12 protein-coding genes and 4 pseudogenes are annotated in these 18,012 nt (G+C 61.7%); 4 read left to right on the top strand and 12 right to left on the bottom strand.

The window, feature by feature from the left end; all coding sequences use genetic code 11:
- The first annotated feature begins 242 nt into the window (after window positions 1–242).
- The 4 genes from A2G06_06300 to A2G06_06285 all read left to right on the top strand — a co-directional run bounded on the left by A2G06_06300 (window position 243) and on the right by A2G06_06285 (window position 4,405).
- On the top strand, window positions 243–1,841 hold the full coding sequence (locus tag A2G06_06300) for a hypothetical protein (protein ANA39994.1): 1,599 nt from the start codon (window positions 243–245) through the stop codon (window positions 1,839–1,841).
- Window positions 1,842–1,955: 114 nt separating this feature from the next.
- A complete protein-coding gene (locus tag A2G06_06295) occupies window positions 1,956–2,267 on the top strand; it encodes a hypothetical protein (protein ID ANA39993.1) in 312 nt (103 codons plus the stop codon).
- A gap of 147 nt (window positions 2,268–2,414) precedes the next feature.
- Window positions 2,415–3,785, top strand: coding sequence for a cytochrome C (locus A2G06_06290; GenBank protein ANA39992.1), 1,371 nt, complete (start codon window positions 2,415–2,417; stop codon window positions 3,783–3,785).
- Window positions 3,786–4,141: 356 nt separating this feature from the next.
- Window positions 4,142–4,405, top strand: a complete 264-nt coding sequence (locus A2G06_06285) for a 30S ribosomal protein S20 (GenBank protein ANA39991.1) — start codon at window positions 4,142–4,144, stop codon at window positions 4,403–4,405.
- A 77-nt stretch (window positions 4,406–4,482) separates the two neighbouring features.
- Here the strand turns inward: A2G06_06285 and A2G06_06280 are convergent, their stop codons facing one another.
- The 12 genes and pseudogenes from A2G06_06280 to A2G06_06225 all read right to left on the bottom strand — a co-directional run bounded on the left by A2G06_06280 (window position 4,483) and on the right by A2G06_06225 (window position 18,002).
- Window positions 4,483–5,496: a DNA polymerase III subunit delta gene (locus tag A2G06_06280; GenBank protein ID ANA39990.1), complete on the bottom strand. Its 1,014-nt coding sequence runs from the start codon at window positions 5,494–5,496 to the stop codon at window positions 4,483–4,485.
- A gap of 3 nt (window positions 5,497–5,499) precedes the next feature.
- Window positions 5,500–6,015, bottom strand: a complete 516-nt coding sequence (locus A2G06_06275; GenBank protein ID ANA41612.1) for a molecular chaperone — start codon at window positions 6,013–6,015, stop codon at window positions 5,500–5,502.
- A gap of 18 nt (window positions 6,016–6,033) precedes the next feature.
- Window positions 6,034–8,508 carry a leucine--tRNA ligase gene (leuS, locus tag A2G06_06270; GenBank protein ID ANA39989.1) on the bottom strand — a complete coding sequence of 825 codons (2,475 nt, stop codon included), beginning with the start codon at window positions 8,506–8,508 and terminating at the stop codon, window positions 6,034–6,036.
- A 126-nt stretch (window positions 8,509–8,634) separates the two neighbouring features.
- Window positions 8,635–10,763: pseudogene (locus A2G06_06265) on the bottom strand (cytochrome C).
- A gap of 91 nt (window positions 10,764–10,854) precedes the next feature.
- On the bottom strand, window positions 10,855–11,241 hold the full coding sequence (locus tag A2G06_06260) for a two-component system response regulator (protein ID ANA39988.1): 387 nt from the start codon (window positions 11,239–11,241) through the stop codon (window positions 10,855–10,857).
- A 26-nt stretch (window positions 11,242–11,267) separates the two neighbouring features.
- Window positions 11,268–12,092, bottom strand: a complete 825-nt coding sequence (locus A2G06_06255) for a diguanylate phosphodiesterase (protein ID ANA39987.1) — start codon at window positions 12,090–12,092, stop codon at window positions 11,268–11,270.
- A 45-nt stretch (window positions 12,093–12,137) separates the two neighbouring features.
- A complete protein-coding gene (locus A2G06_06250; protein ANA39986.1) occupies window positions 12,138–13,253 on the bottom strand; it encodes a chemotaxis response regulator protein-glutamate methylesterase in 1,116 nt (371 codons plus the stop codon).
- A gap of 7 nt (window positions 13,254–13,260) precedes the next feature.
- Window positions 13,261–14,118: pseudogene (locus A2G06_06245) on the bottom strand (chemotaxis protein CheR).
- A pseudogene (locus A2G06_06240) lies at window positions 14,118–16,120 on the bottom strand (PBS lyase). The pseudogenes A2G06_06245 and A2G06_06240 overlap by 1 nt, the downstream one beginning before the upstream one ends.
- 27 nt (window positions 16,121–16,147) lie before the next feature.
- Window positions 16,148–17,100, bottom strand: a pseudogene (locus tag A2G06_06235) (hypothetical protein).
- A complete protein-coding gene (locus tag A2G06_06230) occupies window positions 17,100–17,576 on the bottom strand; it encodes a chemotaxis protein CheW (protein ID ANA39985.1) in 477 nt (158 codons plus the stop codon). The pseudogene A2G06_06235 and the gene A2G06_06230 overlap by 1 nt, the downstream one beginning before the upstream one ends.
- 54 nt (window positions 17,577–17,630) lie before the next feature.
- Window positions 17,631–18,002 (bottom strand): two-component system response regulator, encoded by a 372-nt coding sequence (locus A2G06_06225; protein ANA39984.1) that lies wholly within the window; start codon window positions 18,000–18,002, stop codon window positions 17,631–17,633.
- Window positions 18,003–18,012: the final 10 nt, after the last annotated feature.

Raw genomic sequence — 18,012 nt, 5'->3', positions numbered from 1 at the left:
TTAATTGGTCTTTATATTGCATAGCTGGAATGTTTGAGTATTACGATTATGCAACTATTGCGTGTAAAACACGGTGGGTCACATTATCAATTAACAAATTTCATGTCTGGCCACCGCTCCCGACACGAAGGAGGTGAAGACACAGCATCAGCACGGCGGACTCAAACGCATATCCCGCCGAAATTCCAAGCGGTTCGCGGTACGGCAGTTCACTTTTATTGATTTATGGGAAAGGAGAGCACATGAAGCGTATGTCCAAAAAGGTTCTGGCAACTGCCCTTCTGCTCGGTCTCAGCCAACCGTTTTCGGTCATGGCGGCCGATGCCGACCTGCAGAAGAAGATGGAGACCCTTGAGAAAGAACTCGAGGCACTGAAGCAGCAGATGCAGGACACCGACAGGAAGGTTGACAAGGTTGAACAGAAGTCCCTGGGGCGCTGGCTGACCATCGGCGGGGATTACCGGTTCAGGTATGATTATCTGCGCGGCAAGGTTGCCCCATATTTCCAGCTCAATCCCAGAAATATGCAAGCTGACGGCAGTGACCTCTTCCTCCCTGTTCAGGGCCAGACTGTTAAGAATGATTCCCTCTACACCAACCGATTCGGGCTCAATCTTGACGCCAAAGCAACTCAGGACGTAACCGTTCACGCCCGCCTCCTCATGTACAAGATCAGCGGTGCCCGCGACGACTCGGCAATCCGCGGCGAAAACGGCCAAGCCTACTTCTCCGACCGGGCCGGACTCTTCGACGGCACCGTGGGTCACGTCCCCGGCGACGGTACCCTGGCCGTGGATCAGGTCTATGCCACCTGGAAGAATATTGCCGACCAGCCCATCTGGTTCTCCATCGGCCGGCGCCCCTCTACCGGCGGCATTCCGAGCCACCTGAAGCAGAACAATGAAAAGCCGGGCAACTCCGGCGTGCCCCAACTGCTGGTCGACTATGCCTTTGACGGCGTGACCCTCGGCTATGCTCCCGACTTCGAGTCTCTGCCGGGCGCCTACATGAAACTCTGCTACGGCCGCGGTTTCGAAAACGGCATCACTGACAGGCAGGGCAACGGCATCCACGACACCGACATGGTGGGCGTCAACATCGTGCCCTACGACACCGACAATTTCAAGGCAGAGTTCCAGTACAACCGGGGCATTAACATCTTCAACACTCCGGTAATGCTGAGCGGTCCGTTTGCAGGTAGCGCCCCCAGCGTAAACCTGGGCGATATCGACTGGTACGGACTCAACTTCCTGGGCCGCGTTAAAAACGCAGGGATCGGCAACCTCCACTGGTTCGCGTCCGGAGCGTTAAGCCATACCAATCCCACCACCGACACCGTGAAGGTGCAACTGCAAACACCCATAGCAGGATTCACTACCCCTGAAGGAGTACTCGACACTCAGTCCGGTCTCCTGTGGTCCGGCCAAAAAGAAAGCAAGACCGGCTGGGCAGTCTACGTGGGCGGCCGGTACGATATCGAGGCCACCGGCACCAAGCTCGGCCTCGAATACAACCACGGCTCCAAGGACTGGATCACCTTTGCTCCGGCTGCCGATGACATGTGGACCAGCAAGGTCGGAACCCGTGGCAACGTATATGAAGGCTACCTGATCCAGGAGCTCAAGCTCAAGCCGATCTCCAGCTATCTGAGCAAGACCTTCTTCAAGATCGGCTACCAGTACTATGACTTCGACTACACCGGCACCAACAACTGGGTCGGAGCACCGGTCAAAATGGCAGATTTAACCCAGGCAAGCATTATGGGCCCGGCGAATCCGCAAATGCTGACCCCGCTCAAGAATGCCCAGAACCTCTACGCAACCTTCGAGGTGCATTTCTAGGCCACAGCAGATGAACACCGGGAGGGTGGGCACCAGCCCCCCTCCCCAACCCTACGGGGCATCACGCTACAGGCGGCGGCCGCCGCCACGACACAGCACAAAGGAGACGGAACAATGAAAAAGGCAGTATCGATCGTTATGGCACTCGCACTCCTCACCATGAGCCTCGTTACCTTTACCGGCACGGCCAGCGCCGCCGAAGTGAAGATGATCGCCACCATCAAAAAGATCGAGATGAAGGGCGACACGGCATCGGTTACCCTGAAGGACACCAAGAGCGACAAGACCGTGACCGTGACGGTCAAGGACGAGCTTACCCTCGACAAGTTCAAGGACAAGCGGATCGTTGAGGGCGACGAAATTCGCCTGAAGTATGACGATGCAACGGGTGAGTCCAAGCTCTTCAGGAAGACCGCCGGCTGCTGATGCCCCGGGGGCGCTGAGCCCTCTGCGGGACCGTTGCAGCCCGGGCGCCTCGGCTGCACTTTTCTTTTGCCAAACAATCGTTTTATTTAAATATATCATACATAGCTATACTTAAATAAAACGAACTACTTACGCACGAGGTACCCAATGAAGAATACGACGTTCTTCGCCACCCTCATGGCGGGCGTGGCAGTGGCGGCCCTGGTCCAGGCCAAGGACCATCCGGGCAAGGAATACCTCCAGAAAAACGGCTACCAGGGGCCGGCAACCTGCGAGGTCTGCCATCCCGGCGCGGCAAAGGAGTTCCTGAACTCCGTGCACTGGAAGCACGCCTCGAAGGTCGACAACGTTGAGAACATTGACCCGAACCAGGAATACGGCATGAAAAACCGTATCTACACCATGTGCAACGGGAACGACATCGTCAACAACCTGAAGGAGATTCCGCCCAGCCCCGAGACGGGCAAGACCAAGTACTCGGGCTGCAACTCCTGCCACCCCGGAAATCACATCCAGGACGTGGGGAGCACTGGGCCCGAAGCGGAAGCCGCAGTGGACTGCCTTGTCTGCCACTCCTCCACCTATGATCACAGCAAGCGCAAGCCCTACAAGGACGAGAAGGGGAACGTGGTGCTCGGCCAGGACCGCAGCACCGAGGCAGCCCTTTCCATTGCCACCCCGACGGTCAAGAACTGCATGACCTGTCACGAGGCGGCCGGGGGCGGCGTGCTGGTGAAGCGCGGGTTCGCCTTCAACAAGGAGCATGATGTCCATGCGGCCAAGGGGATGGTCTGCGTCGACTGCCACAAGACGAAGAACCACAAGATCCCCACGGGCTATGATCCGAACAACTGGGCCCACGACGGCGTACGCCTTTCCTGCACCGACTGCCACACGGTAAAGCCCCACAAGGACGAGGACTACAACCGTCATACGGCGCGCATCGCCTGTCAGACCTGCCATATCCCCCGGACCGGCGGCGCCTTTGCCAAGGATTTCACGAAGTGGGAACAGCTCTCCAACAAGTTCTACGAGCCGACCACACTCAAAAAGGAAGCCAATGAAACGGCTCCCGTCTACGCATGGTACAACCTGACCGTTGCCAACCGCCCTGACTTCATCGGGCCCAAGGGTGACCGCAAGGACGGCAAGAGCAAGATCTACCCCTTCAAGATTTTCCAGGGCAAGGCTTACTTTAACAAGAAGGACGGCCAGCTCCTGGCCATGGACTTCGCTCCGCCCATGGCAACGGGCGACACCCTCGCCGGCGTGGCATCAGCTGCCAAAATCCTTGGGATCAAGGATTACGAACCGGTCCCCGGCTGGCAGACCATCTACTTCGGCAGCAACCACCAGGTGGCGCCCAAGGAGAAGGCCCTTACCTGCTATAACTGCCACGCTCCCAACGGTGTTCTGAACTTCCGCGAGCTCGGCTATACGGCCGACGAGGTCAAAAAGCTCACGAGCCCTGAACTCTACTTTGAGAAAATCGCAGAGAAGATGCGGGAAGAGTGGTAATCGCGACGCAATCTTCAACGTTCCCGATACAATGGGAGGTGGACCCGGTCCACCTCCTTTTCTTATGCGGCCATCTGTCAAGCTTATTCATAAAGACCATTTTCAAAACCTTCTCGCCGGGCATTCCTTTCATGAGAGTACCTATTCTTATTCGCGCTTCATCTGCGCCGAGTACCGATCCGGCACAAAGAGATAGGCTCGCATTTTTTTGTCCGCCACCCCTGAGTAAATACGATACTGGTGAACAGGCATTTTGCGCTTGACAGCAGCGCCCGCTCAATGCTATTTAAATACCTTTCGAAAACGAAGAAATTACTTCTCGAACGATACCCAATAGAATTACATGGAGGTGCAGTTTGGCTCACCACAAATCGGCCCTGAAGAGAATCAAGCAGAACAAGAAGAAATACCTGAGAAACAAGCACATCCGCTCCACCCTGCGGACCTTCATAAAGCGCGTGCGCGAGGCGGTTGAGGCCAAGAATGCGGACCAGGCCCGGCAAGCCCTGCTGGCCGCCATCCCGGTCATCGACAAGGCTGCCTCCAAAGGGGTCATTCACGCCTCTAATGCTTCCCGGAACGTCTCCCGCCTGACAAAGCTCGTCAACACCCTCGGCTAGACGTACCACTATTGCAGACACACAAAAAGGGGAGGCTCCCGGCGGAGCCCCCCCTTTTTTATCGCAGCAGTGCGTCGCTACCTCTTCCGCCGTCCCATCCCGCACACGTCCATCACCAGCCGTTCCATGACCAGTGAAGGCTTTCCGCCGCCACCGACTCCCTTGAGGGCGAGATCGGCTGCGTAGAGCCCCTCGAAGACCCGGCGCAGGTCTGCCGTGGTGAAGTTGCGGGCCTGATCCATGACCCCCTTGAGGAAGTAGGGATTGATGCCGGTTCTGCGGGCGACCTCCTGTTGCTGGACCTTGGCGGCCGTGAGCTCGCGCACCCGCCAGAGCTGACGGAAATGCCGCGCGATCATGGCCAGAAGCATGAGCGGGGCCTCGCCGTCCCGCAAAATGGTGGCCAGGCTCCGCAGAGACTTGCCCAAATCACGCTCGCCCAGGGCGTTGGCCAGGTCGAAAACGCTTTCCACCTTGGTATCGGATACCACTTCCCGCACATCCTCGACCGTGAGCGTCTCTCTCGTGCCCACAAAAGTAGCCACTTTTTCAAGCTGGGTCGCCAGTTCCCCCAGATTGTTCCCCACGAGATAGATGAGCATTTCAACGGCAGCGCCGTCGAGCCGCTTGCCGAGCACCCGGGCCTCGTCCCGGATGAACCCGCCGAGCTGGTTCTCGTAGGGACGCTTGAACTCGACCAGCTCTCCCTTCTTTGCCAGATCCAGGAAAAACCTCTTCCGCTTGTCGATCTTCTCACCCACGAAGAGGAGACAGGTCTGGGGAGCGGGATCGGTAACGCAGGCGGCAAGGGTTTCGAGAGCGGCGGCCGACAGGTCGCCGGCCCGCTTGACGAGCACCATGCGGCGGTCGGCGAACATGGGCAGGGTCTGGGCGGCAGTGGCGATATCGTCCCCCTTGCTCTCGTTGCCGTAGAAGACGTCCAGGTTGAAGTCGCGGAAATCCGCCGACACGACCCGTTCCGTGAGACGCCTGACGGCCCGCTCCATCAGATAGGGCTCGTCCCCGTGAAAATAGTAAAGGGGGGCAATCTCCCCCCTTTCAATGGCGTTATCCAGTTCGTCGGATTTCATGGCTCAAAAGTTCTCGGACATCCTGAGGGTCAGCTCGCGTGCCAAGCGGCGGCAGATAACGGCTATGGCCTGCTCTTCGCTGTTTTGCTGGAGCACCAGGTCGTCATTGGCTGGGAAGTCCTGGTAGGCGGAAAGACTCCCCTTCCAGAGGACCTGCCCCGAGTCGCTGCGCCGGAGCGTAGCCTCCACCGTGACCGTGGCCCGGTACTCCTTCACCGTATCGGTGGCGGTGTACGAGACTGCGGCGGTGCCGTAGGAGACAACGGCACCGGACAGCGTCAGATCTCCGCCGGCCTCCACGGCGCGGCTCCCCTCGCGGCGCACGAACTCGTCGATGAGGGAGTTCGTCAGCACCGCCTCCACGTTGGGCCGGTAGCTCTTGTTGGTGAAGATGTCAACGTGGACGGTCTTGTCCGCCAACGCCGACCCTTCCCCCCCGATCCTGGCCGCGCGGTAGCCGCACCCGCCCACTGCGGCGAGCACCAGGGCCGCGAGCCCTGCGGTCAGGAGCCGTGTCATCAGGGAGCTGGCCACCGGTCACCCCACCACGATATTGAGGAGTTTGCCGGGGACGTAGATGGCCTTGCGGATCTGCTTCCCGTCGAGCCACGGCTTCACCTTGTCGTCGGCAAAGGCCGCGGCCTTCACCTGTTCCTCGCCGGCACCCACGGCAACCGTCACCTTGCCGCGCAGCTTGCCGTTCACCTGCACCACGATGAGGAGTTCCTCCTCAACGGTCGCATCGGGATCGTACGAAGGCCAGCCGGCCGCCTCCACGCCTCCCTGGTGTCCCAGGGACTCCCAGAGCTCCTCGGCCACATGGGGAACAAAGGGGGCGAGCAGTTGCACGACGCTTTCCACCGCCTCCCGAAGAACCGGGGCGTTTTCGGGGGCATTCTTGGGCTCGAAGGACTGGATGGCGTTCACCAGTTCCATGACCGCCGAGATGGCCGTATTGAAGTGGAACCGCTCGTCCAGGTCATCGGTCACCTTGCGGATGGTCTTGTGTACGGTCCGGCGCAGGTCGCGCGCTCCATCGCCCAAGCTGGCCGGGTCGGGCTTGACCGCGGAGCCGATGAAGGGCAGAACCTCGAAGACCAGGCGCCAGACGCGGTTGAGGAAGCGGAAGCTTCCCTCGACCCCCTGGTCGCTCCAGTCCAGGTCCTTTTCGGGGGGCGACGCGAACAGGGTGAACAGCCGGGCCGTGTCGGCACCGTAGCGCTCGATCAGGGCATCGGGGTCCACCACGTTCCCCTTGGACTTGCTCATCTTGGCCCCGTCTTTGATGACCATCCCCTGGGTAAGGAGGTTCTTGAACGGTTCGGCCGCGGTCACGTACCCCAGGTCGCGCAGAGCCTTGGTGAAGAAACGCGAGTAGAGGAGATGGAGCACGGCGTGTTCGATGCCGCCGATGTACTGGTCCACGGGCATCCAGTACCCGGCCCGGGCCCGGTCGATGGGGCCGGAGGCGAAATCGGGGCAGCAGTAGCGGAGAAAATACCAGGAGGACTGGACAAAGGTGTCCATGGTGTCGGTTTCGCGCCGGGCCTCGGCACCGCACTGGGGACAGGTGACGTTGACGAACGATTCGACCCTGGCAAGGGGATTGCCCCCCTCGCCCGTGAATTCGGCGTCCATGGGGAGGACCACCGGCAGGTCCTTGTCCGGCACCGGCACCACGCCGCAGATATCGCAGTTGATGACGGGTATCGGGTTCCCCCAGTAGCGCTGGCGGGAGATGCCCCAGTCGCGCAGCCGGTAGTTGACGGTCTTGGTGCCGATCCCTTCCTTTTCCAGGTAATCGGCGATCTTCTCCTTGGCCGCATCGCTTCTCATGCCGTCGAAGGGGCCCGAGTTGACCATGGTCCCCACCTCGGTATAGGCGGCGGTCATGGCAGCCGGATCAAGGGTTTCGCCCTCGGGCTGGATCACCACCTGGAGCGGCAGGCCGTACGTGCGGGCGAACTCGAAATCGCGCTGGTCATGGGTGGGCACCGCCATGACCGCGCCGGTGCCGTAGTCGAGCAGCACGAAGTTGGCGAGATAGACCGGCATCCGCAGGTTGGTCACCGGGTTGATGCAGTAGGCGCCGGTGAAGACCCCTTCCTTTTCGAAATCCTCGGCGGTCCGCTTGATCTTGTCGGTCTTCTTGACCTTGTCGATGAACGCCTCCACCTCGGCGCGGCGCTCCGGCGTGGTCAGCTCCAGGGCCTGCGGGTGCTCGGGCGCCAGGGACATGAAGGTGGCGCCGTAGAGGGTATCCTGACGGGTGGTGAACACCTTGACCTTCTCGACTTTCCCCTCGACCGGAAAATCGATCTCGCAGCCGAAACTCTTGCCGATCCAGTTCCGCTGCATCACCAGAACCCGCTCGGGCCAGCCGGGAAGGTTCCAGGTATCCTCCAGCAGCTCTTCGGCGTAGCGGGTGATGCGGAAGAACCACTGGTCGAGCTCCTTCTGGGCCACCTCGCTGTCGCAGCGCCAGCAGCAGCCGTCCTCCACCTGCTCGTTGGCGAGTACCGTCTCGCAGTCGGGGCACCAGTTCACGAAGGAGCTCTTCTTGTAGACGAGCCCCTTCTCATACATCTCCAGGAACATTTTCTGTTCCCACTTGTAGTAGTCCACATCGCAGGTGGCGAGCTCGCGGCCCCAGTCATAGGAAAGGCCCATCTTCTTGAGCTGGCTCCGCATGTAGTCGATGTTCTCGTAGGTCCACTTGGCCGGATGGCTGCCGTGCTTGATGGCGGCGTTTTCGGCCGGCATGCCGAAGGCATCCCATCCCATGGGGTGCAGGACGTTGAAGCCGCGCATCCTCTTGAACCGGCCCACCACGTCGCCGATGGAGTAGTTGCGCACATGCCCCATGTGAATGCGGCCCGAGGGATAGGGAAACATCTCGAGCAGGTAATATTTCGGCTTCGACGGATCTTCGGTGACCGTGAAGGTTTTGTTATCTTCCCAGATTTTCTGCCACTTCCCCTCAACGTTTTTGGGGATGTAACGCTCTTGCACGCCGGCACCTCCACCTGATTCTGACGATAGTTCGAAAGGTTTGTTATTAGCACAAAAAAGCCGGCCATGCAAACAGAGAGGTTTGCCGGCCGGCGCGGGTCGGATTGGCTGTTGCGGGCCGCGGGCTCAGTAGAGCCGCTGGTGGCACTTGACGCAGTTGACCGGATCGCTGACGCTGAAGGCCATGCTGAAGCCGTGGCAGGCACCGCACGACGTGCCCTGCTCCATTTCCTTCATGGTGGAGGATTTCCGGCCGGCCCCGGCGACGACGATCCTGCCGTGGCAGTCACTGCAGGCGTATCCCTTGGCGGTGTGGCTGCGGTGGCTGAACAGAACGCTCCCCACGTCGGCGGGGAGATCATACTTGATCCCCTTGGTGGCGGGATGGCACCTGTCGCAGCCCGCGGTGACGGGAAACGCGGCCGATCCGTCGTGGCAGGCGCCGCAGGAAGCCCCCCTCTCCATCTCCGCCATGGTAACGCGACGGTTGTCGGAACCGGGCCGGTAGAGGGCATCGTGGCAATCGCCGCAACCATGGACCTTGAGATGGACGTCATGGCTGAAACGGGCGCCGGACGGCGTGAAGGGGATGTCTTTGACCGGGTGGCATCTGGTGCAGTTCTCTCTGACGGTGAAGGCGGCCGATCCGTCATGGCAGGCGCCGCAGGACTCGCCCTTCTCCATGGCGGCCATGGTGACGCGCCGGGCAGTGGCACCGGCGCCAACGATAGCATTGTGGCAGTCGCCGCAGGAATAGAGCGCCGTATGGACGCTGTGGCTGAAACGGGTTATGCCGGTCTGCTTCACGGGGATGGCCACCTCCACGGTTTCCCGGTGGCACGTGCCGCACTCCCCGCGGACCGAGAAGGCGAATGTGCCGTCATGGCAGACGCCGCAGGAATTCCCCTGCGCCATCTGGGGCATGGTCCACCGGCGATTGCCGGGACCGGCCCGGAACAGATCGTTGTGACAGTCGCCGCAGGTGTTGGCCTCCAGATGTTTCACATGGGGAAAATACGAATTGGCCGCCATGTTCACGTCGCGCAGGGGGTGGCATCTGCTGCAGCTTGCCGCTGACGTGGCCGGGAAGGCGCTTGTGCCGTCGTGGCAGGCGCCGCAGGACAAGCCCTTGCCCATGTCGGCCATGGTGGCGCCCACACGGGCCGCACCGGTGGTGAAAATGCCGTTGTGGCAGTCGCTGCAGCCATACATCTGCCGGTGCGCGTCGTGACTGAAGACCACGCTCCCCGCCACGGCCGTCCTGAAGCTGACGTCCCGGGTCTTCAGGTGACAGCGGTCACAGGCGCCGGTCACGCCGAAAACGGTCTTGTCCTCGTGGCAGACGCCGCAGGAGTGCCCCTGCTCCATCTCCTTCATGGTGTAGCGCCTGCTGGCGGCTCCGCCGATGAAGATGCCGCTGTGGCAACTGTCGCAGTTGAGGAGCTTCGTGTGGAGCTTGTGGCTGAACATGGCGTCGTGGGCGGCGAAGGACACCTCCTTCACATTGGCGTGACACCGGTCGCAATCCCCCTTGACCGAGAAGGCGGTATTGCCGTTGTGGCACCCTCCGCATGATTTTTGAGTCTCCATCTCCTGCATGGTATAGCGCCGGCTGTCAGGGCCGGCCGTGAAGAGCCTCCCGTGGCATTCGCCGCAGCCGTAGCCGGCTGTCAGATGGAAGGCGTGGCTGAACGTTGCCGATGCCGCAAAGGGGATGTCACGAACCACATGGCAGCGGGTGCAGTCCCCCTTGACCGAAAAGGCAGTGCTGCGTCATGGCAGGCGCCGCACGATTTCCCCTGCTCCATGGCCTTCATGGATACGTTGGGGTTGTCGGTGGCCGCCCTGAAGACGGCGTTGTGACAGTCGGCGCATCCATAGGCCCCGAGCCCCAGATGGAAGGCATGGCTGAAGACCACGGCGCCGAAGCTGGGGATGTCGATGGGGACCTCTCTGGTCACATGGCAGCGGGTGCACGCCGGCAGGCCAAAGGCGCGCTTGCCGTTGTGGCAGGCGCCGCACGACGCCCCCTGCTCCATGGCTTTCATGGTCACCGGCGCTGCCTTGTCGCCGATCGTGAAGAGCGTGTTGTGACAGAGGGTGCAGTTGTTGCCCAGGGCCTTGAGGTGGACCGGGTGGCTGAAGGCGACCGTACCCGCGGTCTCGGTGGCAAAGGTGACGATCTTGTAGTCACGGGCAAAGAGAATGACGGGAAGAAACAGAAGCACTATGGCAGGAACAAGCAGACGTTTCACGGGAGCTCCCGGGCACGTGAGGAGTGGACGCGCGGACAATCCGTCGATAATTCATCATGTTCCCGGATTGCTGTGCGCGGACTCCCGTAGGTCATGAGTTCGGGGATATCCCTAGCAATTCTCTTGCCACCGACAGGACCTTGCCGGCCTGGATCGGTTTGGTAATGTAGGCGTTTGCCCCCAGGGCAAGGGCCCGCTCCCGGTCCTCGGCAGCCCCCTCGGTGGTGATGATGGCAATGGGCAGATGGTGGTGGGAGGGATCGCTGCGCACGAGGCTCACCAGCTTGAGACCGTCCATGACCGGCATGTTGATGTCGGTGAAGATGAGGTCGATGGCATGGGCCGAGAGTTTCTTGAGACCATCCACCCCATCGGACGCCTCCACGATGGATAGCCCCGGAATCCGCTTCAGGGCAAAGGTGATCAGTTGTCGCATGGTCGGTGAATCTTCCACGATCAGTACGGTTTTTTCCGCCATGATGAACTCTCCTCAGGACACAACGGCTACGTGGTCAGCAGATTGATGAAGCCCTGCATGGTAGAGAGCTTGCGCTCGGAATCCGAGTAAATGCGGGAACTGAAAATGGCCGTGGCCGCATGTCCCGCCAGGAGCGTGAACAACTCGTAGTCGACACTGGCGAAGCTCTTTTTCTGGATCAGGAGCTTGTAGATGGCGATGACGCCGATGACGTGCTCCTTGATCTTCAGGGGAATGCAGACCATCGGGTGCGCCAGGTCCCGTTCGTAGGCTTCCGGCCCCTCGGCAAAGTAGTTCTCGCCGGTGCCGGCAGCAGCACCGATGACGCCCTCGCCCAGGCGCACCCGGGGAAGCTCCGCCAACGGGATCCCTTCGGCGGTGACGGCATCCAGGGTGCCGGTCTTCTCATCGACGAGCATCACGGCAAACTCTTCGGCACCGATCAGGTTGATGATAATCTCGGTGATGATCTGGAGCACTTCGCTAAAATCGAGGGTGGAGTGGAGCTGGTAGCTGGCAATGTAGAGATTGGCCAGATTGTTGTTCTCCTCTTCGACCTCCACGTAGCGGGCGGCAAAATCGTTATTCTCCGCCTCTATCTGCCTGATCTGGCTGATGATCTCATCTTTTTCCCGCTCAAGCTCCTCGACCCGGGCGGCAAGCTTGCGGTTCTCGGCGGCCAAGTCCGCCGTTATCCCCTCGCCCTTCTGTCCGGCCTCCAGTTGGAGAGTCCGAAACCGGAGACGCTCATTTTCCCGGAGCAGCTCCTGGGTAAACTCGGCCCCCTTCTTGAATGCCTGGAGAAACTCGTCGGCCCGTGCCAGCAGACCCTTTTCCTCTTCCATGGACATGCCACGCTCCTATGCCCCTTCGGCGTTCAGGCGAAGAGGGACCGGTCAATCGACGTCGTTGAGAAGACCGCACCGCTGCATGATCTCGCGTGACATGCGGTCCAGTGACACTATCTTGTCCACCACCCCGGTGGCAATGGCCTCCTTGGGCATGCCGAAGACCACGGCCGTCTCTTCAGCCTCGGCCAGGGCCTGCCCCCCTGCCCGCTTGATGGCAGCAATCCCTTTGCTGCCGTCATTTCCCATACCCGTGAGCACCACGCCCAGTGTCCGCGGACCGAAGACCTCGGCGCAGGAAAGGAGCATGGCATCCACGGACGGTACGTAGCGATCTTCCGTGCCCGGTTTCACGATTCGTGCCAGAATCTCGCTCCCCTGACGCTCGAAAACCATATTGTGCCCACCAGGGGCGATGAGCACCCGCCCGGCCCGCACCTCGTCGCCGTCCGCGGCTTCGCGTATCTCAAGGGGCGACAGCCGGTTCAGGCGCTCGGCGAATGTCCGCGTGAACCCCGCCGGCATGTGTTGGGACACCACGACCGCCTGGGGGAATACGTCCGGCAGGGAACAGAGAATCCGCTGAAGGGCCGGCGGCCCTCCCGTGGAAGCGCCGATGGCCACCACCTCCAGTCGTCCGGCGGGACGGGGAGCGGCGCTCTCGGTCCGCGCGGCTGCTGCCGCATACGGCACGGTGCCGGGGGCCCTGCGATCAGCCGCGACAGAAGCCCGCTCCAGCTCCCGCTCGCGGCGGACGATGCCTGCCAGGTTCAGGTGGATAACGCTTCGCACCTTGCGGTGGAGGTCCTCGCGAATGGTGAGAATCTCCTCGGATACCCCCTTCGTGGGTTTGGCCACAAAGTCGACCGCTCCCAGTTCCAGGGCCCGGAACACTTTCTCGTCCTCGTTCCGGGAGCTGATGACGATGACAGCGGTGGGCGAGTATTCCATCACGATTCGCAGAAGGGTGAAACCGTCCATCCTGGGCATTTCAAGATCCAGGGTCACCAGGTCCGGTTTCAGGTCGATGATCTTGCGGATCCCCTCCTCGCCGTCGGCGGCATACCCGATCACATCCACCTCGGGCATGCTCTCCAGCATCTTGGTGATGGCGCGGCGGCTGTAGGCCGAATCGTCGATGACCACGACCCTGATCTTTCTCATGGCCGGCTCCCGGTGGCAGGGGCTTCTGGTAGACCATGTCGTTTTTCAGGTGCTTGAGGGAAAAAGCCGTGGATATGTTCATGAGCGATTCGGAATGGCCGAGCAGCAGGTAGCCTCCGTCTCGCAGGACGCGGTGGAACGAGTCAATCACGGTCTTGCGGGCGGCCTGGTCGAAGTAGATGATGACGTTGCGGCAGAAGATTACGTCCATGCGGCCCAGAAGCGCGATGCGGTTGGTGTCGAGGAGGTTGAGGTGACTGATGGTGACCAGTTCGCGCACCCTGTCGTTGACCCGGAACATGCCGTCCTGGTCGGTGAAGTAGCGGCGGACATAGCCCTCGTCGGTGACCCGGAACGATGACTTGCCGTAGACCCCCTTGCGGGCCTGCTGAATCACACGCTGGCTGATGTCGGTTCCGATGATTTCCACGTGCCAGCCGGCAAAACCTCCCATTTCCAGCAGGAGCATGGCAATGGTGTACGGTTCCTCGCCGCTGGAGCAGCCGGCGCTCCAGATCCGGAGCGTCCGGTCACCGGCCTTGGCCTTGGCGTCTCGGATTTCGGGGATGATCTCCTGGGTGAAGGCCTTGAGCTGGAACGCCTCGCGGAAAAAATAGGTCTCGTTGGTGGTGAGGACATCCATGATGTCCGAGAGTTCCTGGTCCTTCTTCCGATTGTAGCGGAGGAAATGGTAGTAGTCCCGGAACCCCGGCAACTGGTGCAGTTGTACCCTCTTGGCCAGGCGCTTTTCCAGGAGGTAGGCCGAGTCATTGTCAAAGTAGAGACCACAGTGGCTGTAAATGAGGTCCCTGATGAGGCGAAACTCCTCGTCGGACATGGGTATTTCGGGCTCGAAGGTAAACATCAGCGCAGACCGCCGAGCAGGGTTTGGAGTTCATCGCGCACCAGTTCATCCTGCTCTTGCTGGAGGGCGGCAGTCAGGTGCGGCATCGCTTCGCGGCCCAGAAGGCGGGCCATGGCCCTGGCGAAACTGATCCGGACATCCCAGTGGGAATGGCTCAGGAGGCGCTCCCGATAGGTGTTCACCCAGTCGCTGCCGTCGTTCGCCAGCAGATCGATGGCAACCTTGACCACTTCTTCGTCGCCGCTTTCAAGCCCACGCTTCACCAGGTTCGCCGCCCGGCCCCCCTCGATCTCGGCAAGCGTCTCCAGGGCCGTGATCATTACCACCCCGTCGGCCGAATCGATCAGCCGCTCAATGGCGTCAAGGGGCCGTTCCCCGCCGATCCGGCCGAGGCTTCTCAGGGAGGCGCACCGCACCCACGGATCCTCGTCATCCAGAGACAGGATCAACGGCTCCACCGCCTCAGCCCCGCCGATCTCGCCGAGGCCAGAAGCTGCCGCGATCCTCACGTCCGGGTCTTCGTCCACCAGCGCCATCACCAGATTGGAAACGCTCTCGGGGATATGCTGTTCCGCCAGGGCCGAAACGGCGCTGCGCCGCACAAGCGGGTCTTCGTCCTTCATCAGGAGCGCCAGGCGGTCGGCATCGCCCAGGGCGGCGTACAGCCGAACCGCGTCATGCCGCGAGCCGGTGGAGGATGAATCGGCAAGTTTGCGGGCAATGGCCCGCACCCCGGCAGGCTCGGCCGGGGCAAGGCGGATGAGGCCATTGATGGCCCCTTCGCGCACGTCGTGCTCCCGGTCGTCCAGCAAGGCCGCAATGGTCCCCATCAGGGACAGGAGGCCGATCTTCCCGGCCGCCACGGCAGCCGCCCTGCGCATCATTGTCCGGGCGCTTCCCATGGCCTCGCCGAGGAGATCGGCGCACCCGGTGAAGCCGAGCTCGCCCCACACCTGGATGATGATCGACTTTTCCTCGTCATCCGCTGCAGGATAGGCCGCCGCCAGGGCTTCCATGCCCCGCTCGCCCATGGTGCGCAACCCCTGGAGGCAGAGCCTTCTGAGCCGCTCGTCCCGGCACCCCTGCAGCAGAGGCAAGGCGGCGCGGGCATCGCCGATGTACCCGAGAACCCGGATCAGTGCGTCACGCACTCCCTGATCCGTGGTATCCAGGGAACCGAGCAACCCATCGACCACGGCAGAGCCTGCAAGCCGCGCCAGGGCGTCGTCCACGCACCTGGCCGCCTCGGCACCGGCAAGACGGCCCCGCAGACGGATAATGGCGCAGGCCGCCGCCTCCCGCACGGCACGGACACGGTCGCCGAGCCCTTCCACCAGGAGCGGTACCGCTTCGGCATCGCCCACGGCACCGAGGCACTCGATTACCGGCCGCTTCAGAATGCCATCCGATGCGTGGGGAGTGAGAACGTTCACCGGCACCGGTTCGCCGATGCGGGCCAGGGCGCCGAGGATAGAGTAGCTGAACCAGACATCGTTCTTGCCGAGGGCGGCCAGCAGCGGCGCAACAGCGCGCAGATCACCGATCTTGCGAGGTTCTCCGCGGCAGCCGCCGAAACGTTTGGATCCGGGTCGTCAAGGGCGTCGATCAGGGCGGGAATACTTGACCGGTCGCCGATGGTGCCGAGGATGTCGACCACAAACTTGCGGACATCGCGGTCGTCATCCTTGAGGTGAGCGAGCAGCGCAGGCACCGCCCTGCCAGCCAGCCCTTCGAGCACCTCCACGGCCGAGTTGCGCAGGCCGGCATTGTCCACCGACGCGAGCAGCCCGATTATCCCCTCGATGGTCCCTTTGTCCGGGCACATGCCGAGCAGGAGAGACACGGCCTCTTTGCGCACCCGCCAACTGCCGTCGCCCATGGCAACGAAGAGCAGTTCGCGGGCATCGTCAAGAGAAACGGTCGCGAGGTCGAGCACGGCCCGACGCCTTGTTTCTTCGTCGGACGACTGGAGGTCGGCATTTACGGTTGTTAGAACAGCCACGCATGTGCTCCTTGCGTTGATTGTCAGTTACAGGCCGAGTTCTTTCCTGATCGTGCCGATGAACTCGGCGAACGCCTCATCCAGGTAAGACGTTCCGGCGCGGACGTCGCCGGACACCCTGTTCTCGTAGAGGGCACGCCCTTCGGCCACGTCCTCGGCAAGCAGCTCGAAAAAGGTGCCGTTGCGGACTCCTTCCCGCACGAGATCGCGATTATAGAGGGCAATGTCCGAAACGATGAGCCGGGCAAGCCGGCGGGCCTTGAGATGCTCCCCGGCAAGCGCCGGATCGTCCCCGCCCGGCAGACCGGCCCCGTCATATTCGCCATTGCGGGCTTCCCCGCAAGGCTGCTCCCCGGAGTCCCTGCCGGCATGCCGCTGTTCTCCGGAATCCGCTCCCCCCCTACCCCCTTCGGATGGGTGCCCCCGCAGTGCGGCGCAGTGCCCGCCAGGAGCAGGTGGACGCGGGCGGGCAGTTCGTCCGGAATATGGTGCTTCTCCAGATAGTCGTCTGCTCCGTGGAGCGATTCGGGAGCACGCTTGTACTTCGCCTTGTCATAAATGGAGGCGATCAGAATGATCTTGATGTCTGCCGTGGCCGGCGAACCCTTTACCGCTTCACAGATTTCGAAAGCGAACATCCCGGGGAGGGCCGCATCGAGAATCGCCACCCGGGGACGATGCTCAAGGATTGCCGCATAGGCGCCGGCACCGTCGGCGGCCTCAAGCACCTGGAACGGCTCGCAGGCCAGAGCCTGCCGGACGGCCGTGCGCAATGCCGGATTTTCATGGGCCACAAGGACCCGCGTCACGGTCTCCGCGACAGAGGACCGGGACGGGACGGGAGCGGACTTTCCCCGCACCCTGAAGACGCTACGGCACGAATTGCACCGCAACGTTACTCCCCCGCCCGGGATCCGTGCTCCGTCAAGCCGATACCGCGCCTGGCAGACAGGACACCCTGCGATGACCACAGCCGCCATCAACGCCCCGTTCCGGCAAGGCCGGCGATGGCCGACGCTTCGCGGCTCGTCAGGATGCGATCGAGATTGACGAGCATGACCAGGGTGTCCCGCACCAGGCAGACGCCGATCAGGTACTCCACGCTGACTCCCTCGATGGAGTGGGGGGGTGGCTTGATATCGCCCGCCTGCACCGTGACCACCTCGGTCACGTCATCAACCACGAGCCCCACCAACTGCCTGCTCACCCCCACCACGAGAAGGCGGGCCTCCTCAAGGGCCACCCGTTCGGGCAATTCGAACCGTTTGCGCAGATCGATGACCGGAATCACCATGCCCCTGAGATTGATGACGCCCTCCACAAAGGCGGGTGCCTTGGGGAGCTTCGTCAGTTTCTGGGGACGGATGATCTCCTTGATCCGCATGATATCGGCAGCAAAGGTGGCTTCGCCGAGGCGGAAACAGGCAAGTTGTATTTCCTGAATGTCGGTTTCCATGCGTATCCTTCGGGAGCGTGGGTCTGATACGTATGCAAAGGGCTCCCGGCAGCGTCAGGCAGCCAGAAGCCCCTGAATGATCTCGATGATCCGGGCCGACTTGAACGGCTTGGTCACGTAGGCGGCAGCACCGGCATCCATCCCTTTCTCGCGGTCTTGGGTGCTTTTCTTGGCAGTGAGCATGACCACCGGGATGTGACGGGTTGACGGGTCGGCCTTGATCAGCCGGCAGACCTCGAAGCCATCCATCCCCGGCAACATGATGTCGAGAATGATCAGGTCGGGAGGGGTGGCTGCAATATAGTCCAGGGCGGCCTTGCCGTCGGTCACCCCCGCCACTGCGTAGCCGCGGGAGGACAGCAGGATGCTTTCAAGTTTGAGCAGACTCTCTTCATCCTCGACGATCAGAATCCTTTTCTTTTCCATCGGCATACCC

Source organism: Geobacter anodireducens (assembly GCA_001628815.1).
Classification (GTDB): Bacteria; Desulfobacterota; Desulfuromonadia; order Geobacterales; family Geobacteraceae; genus Geobacter; species Geobacter anodireducens.
This window is presented reverse-complemented; position numbering and strand designations above follow the sequence as displayed.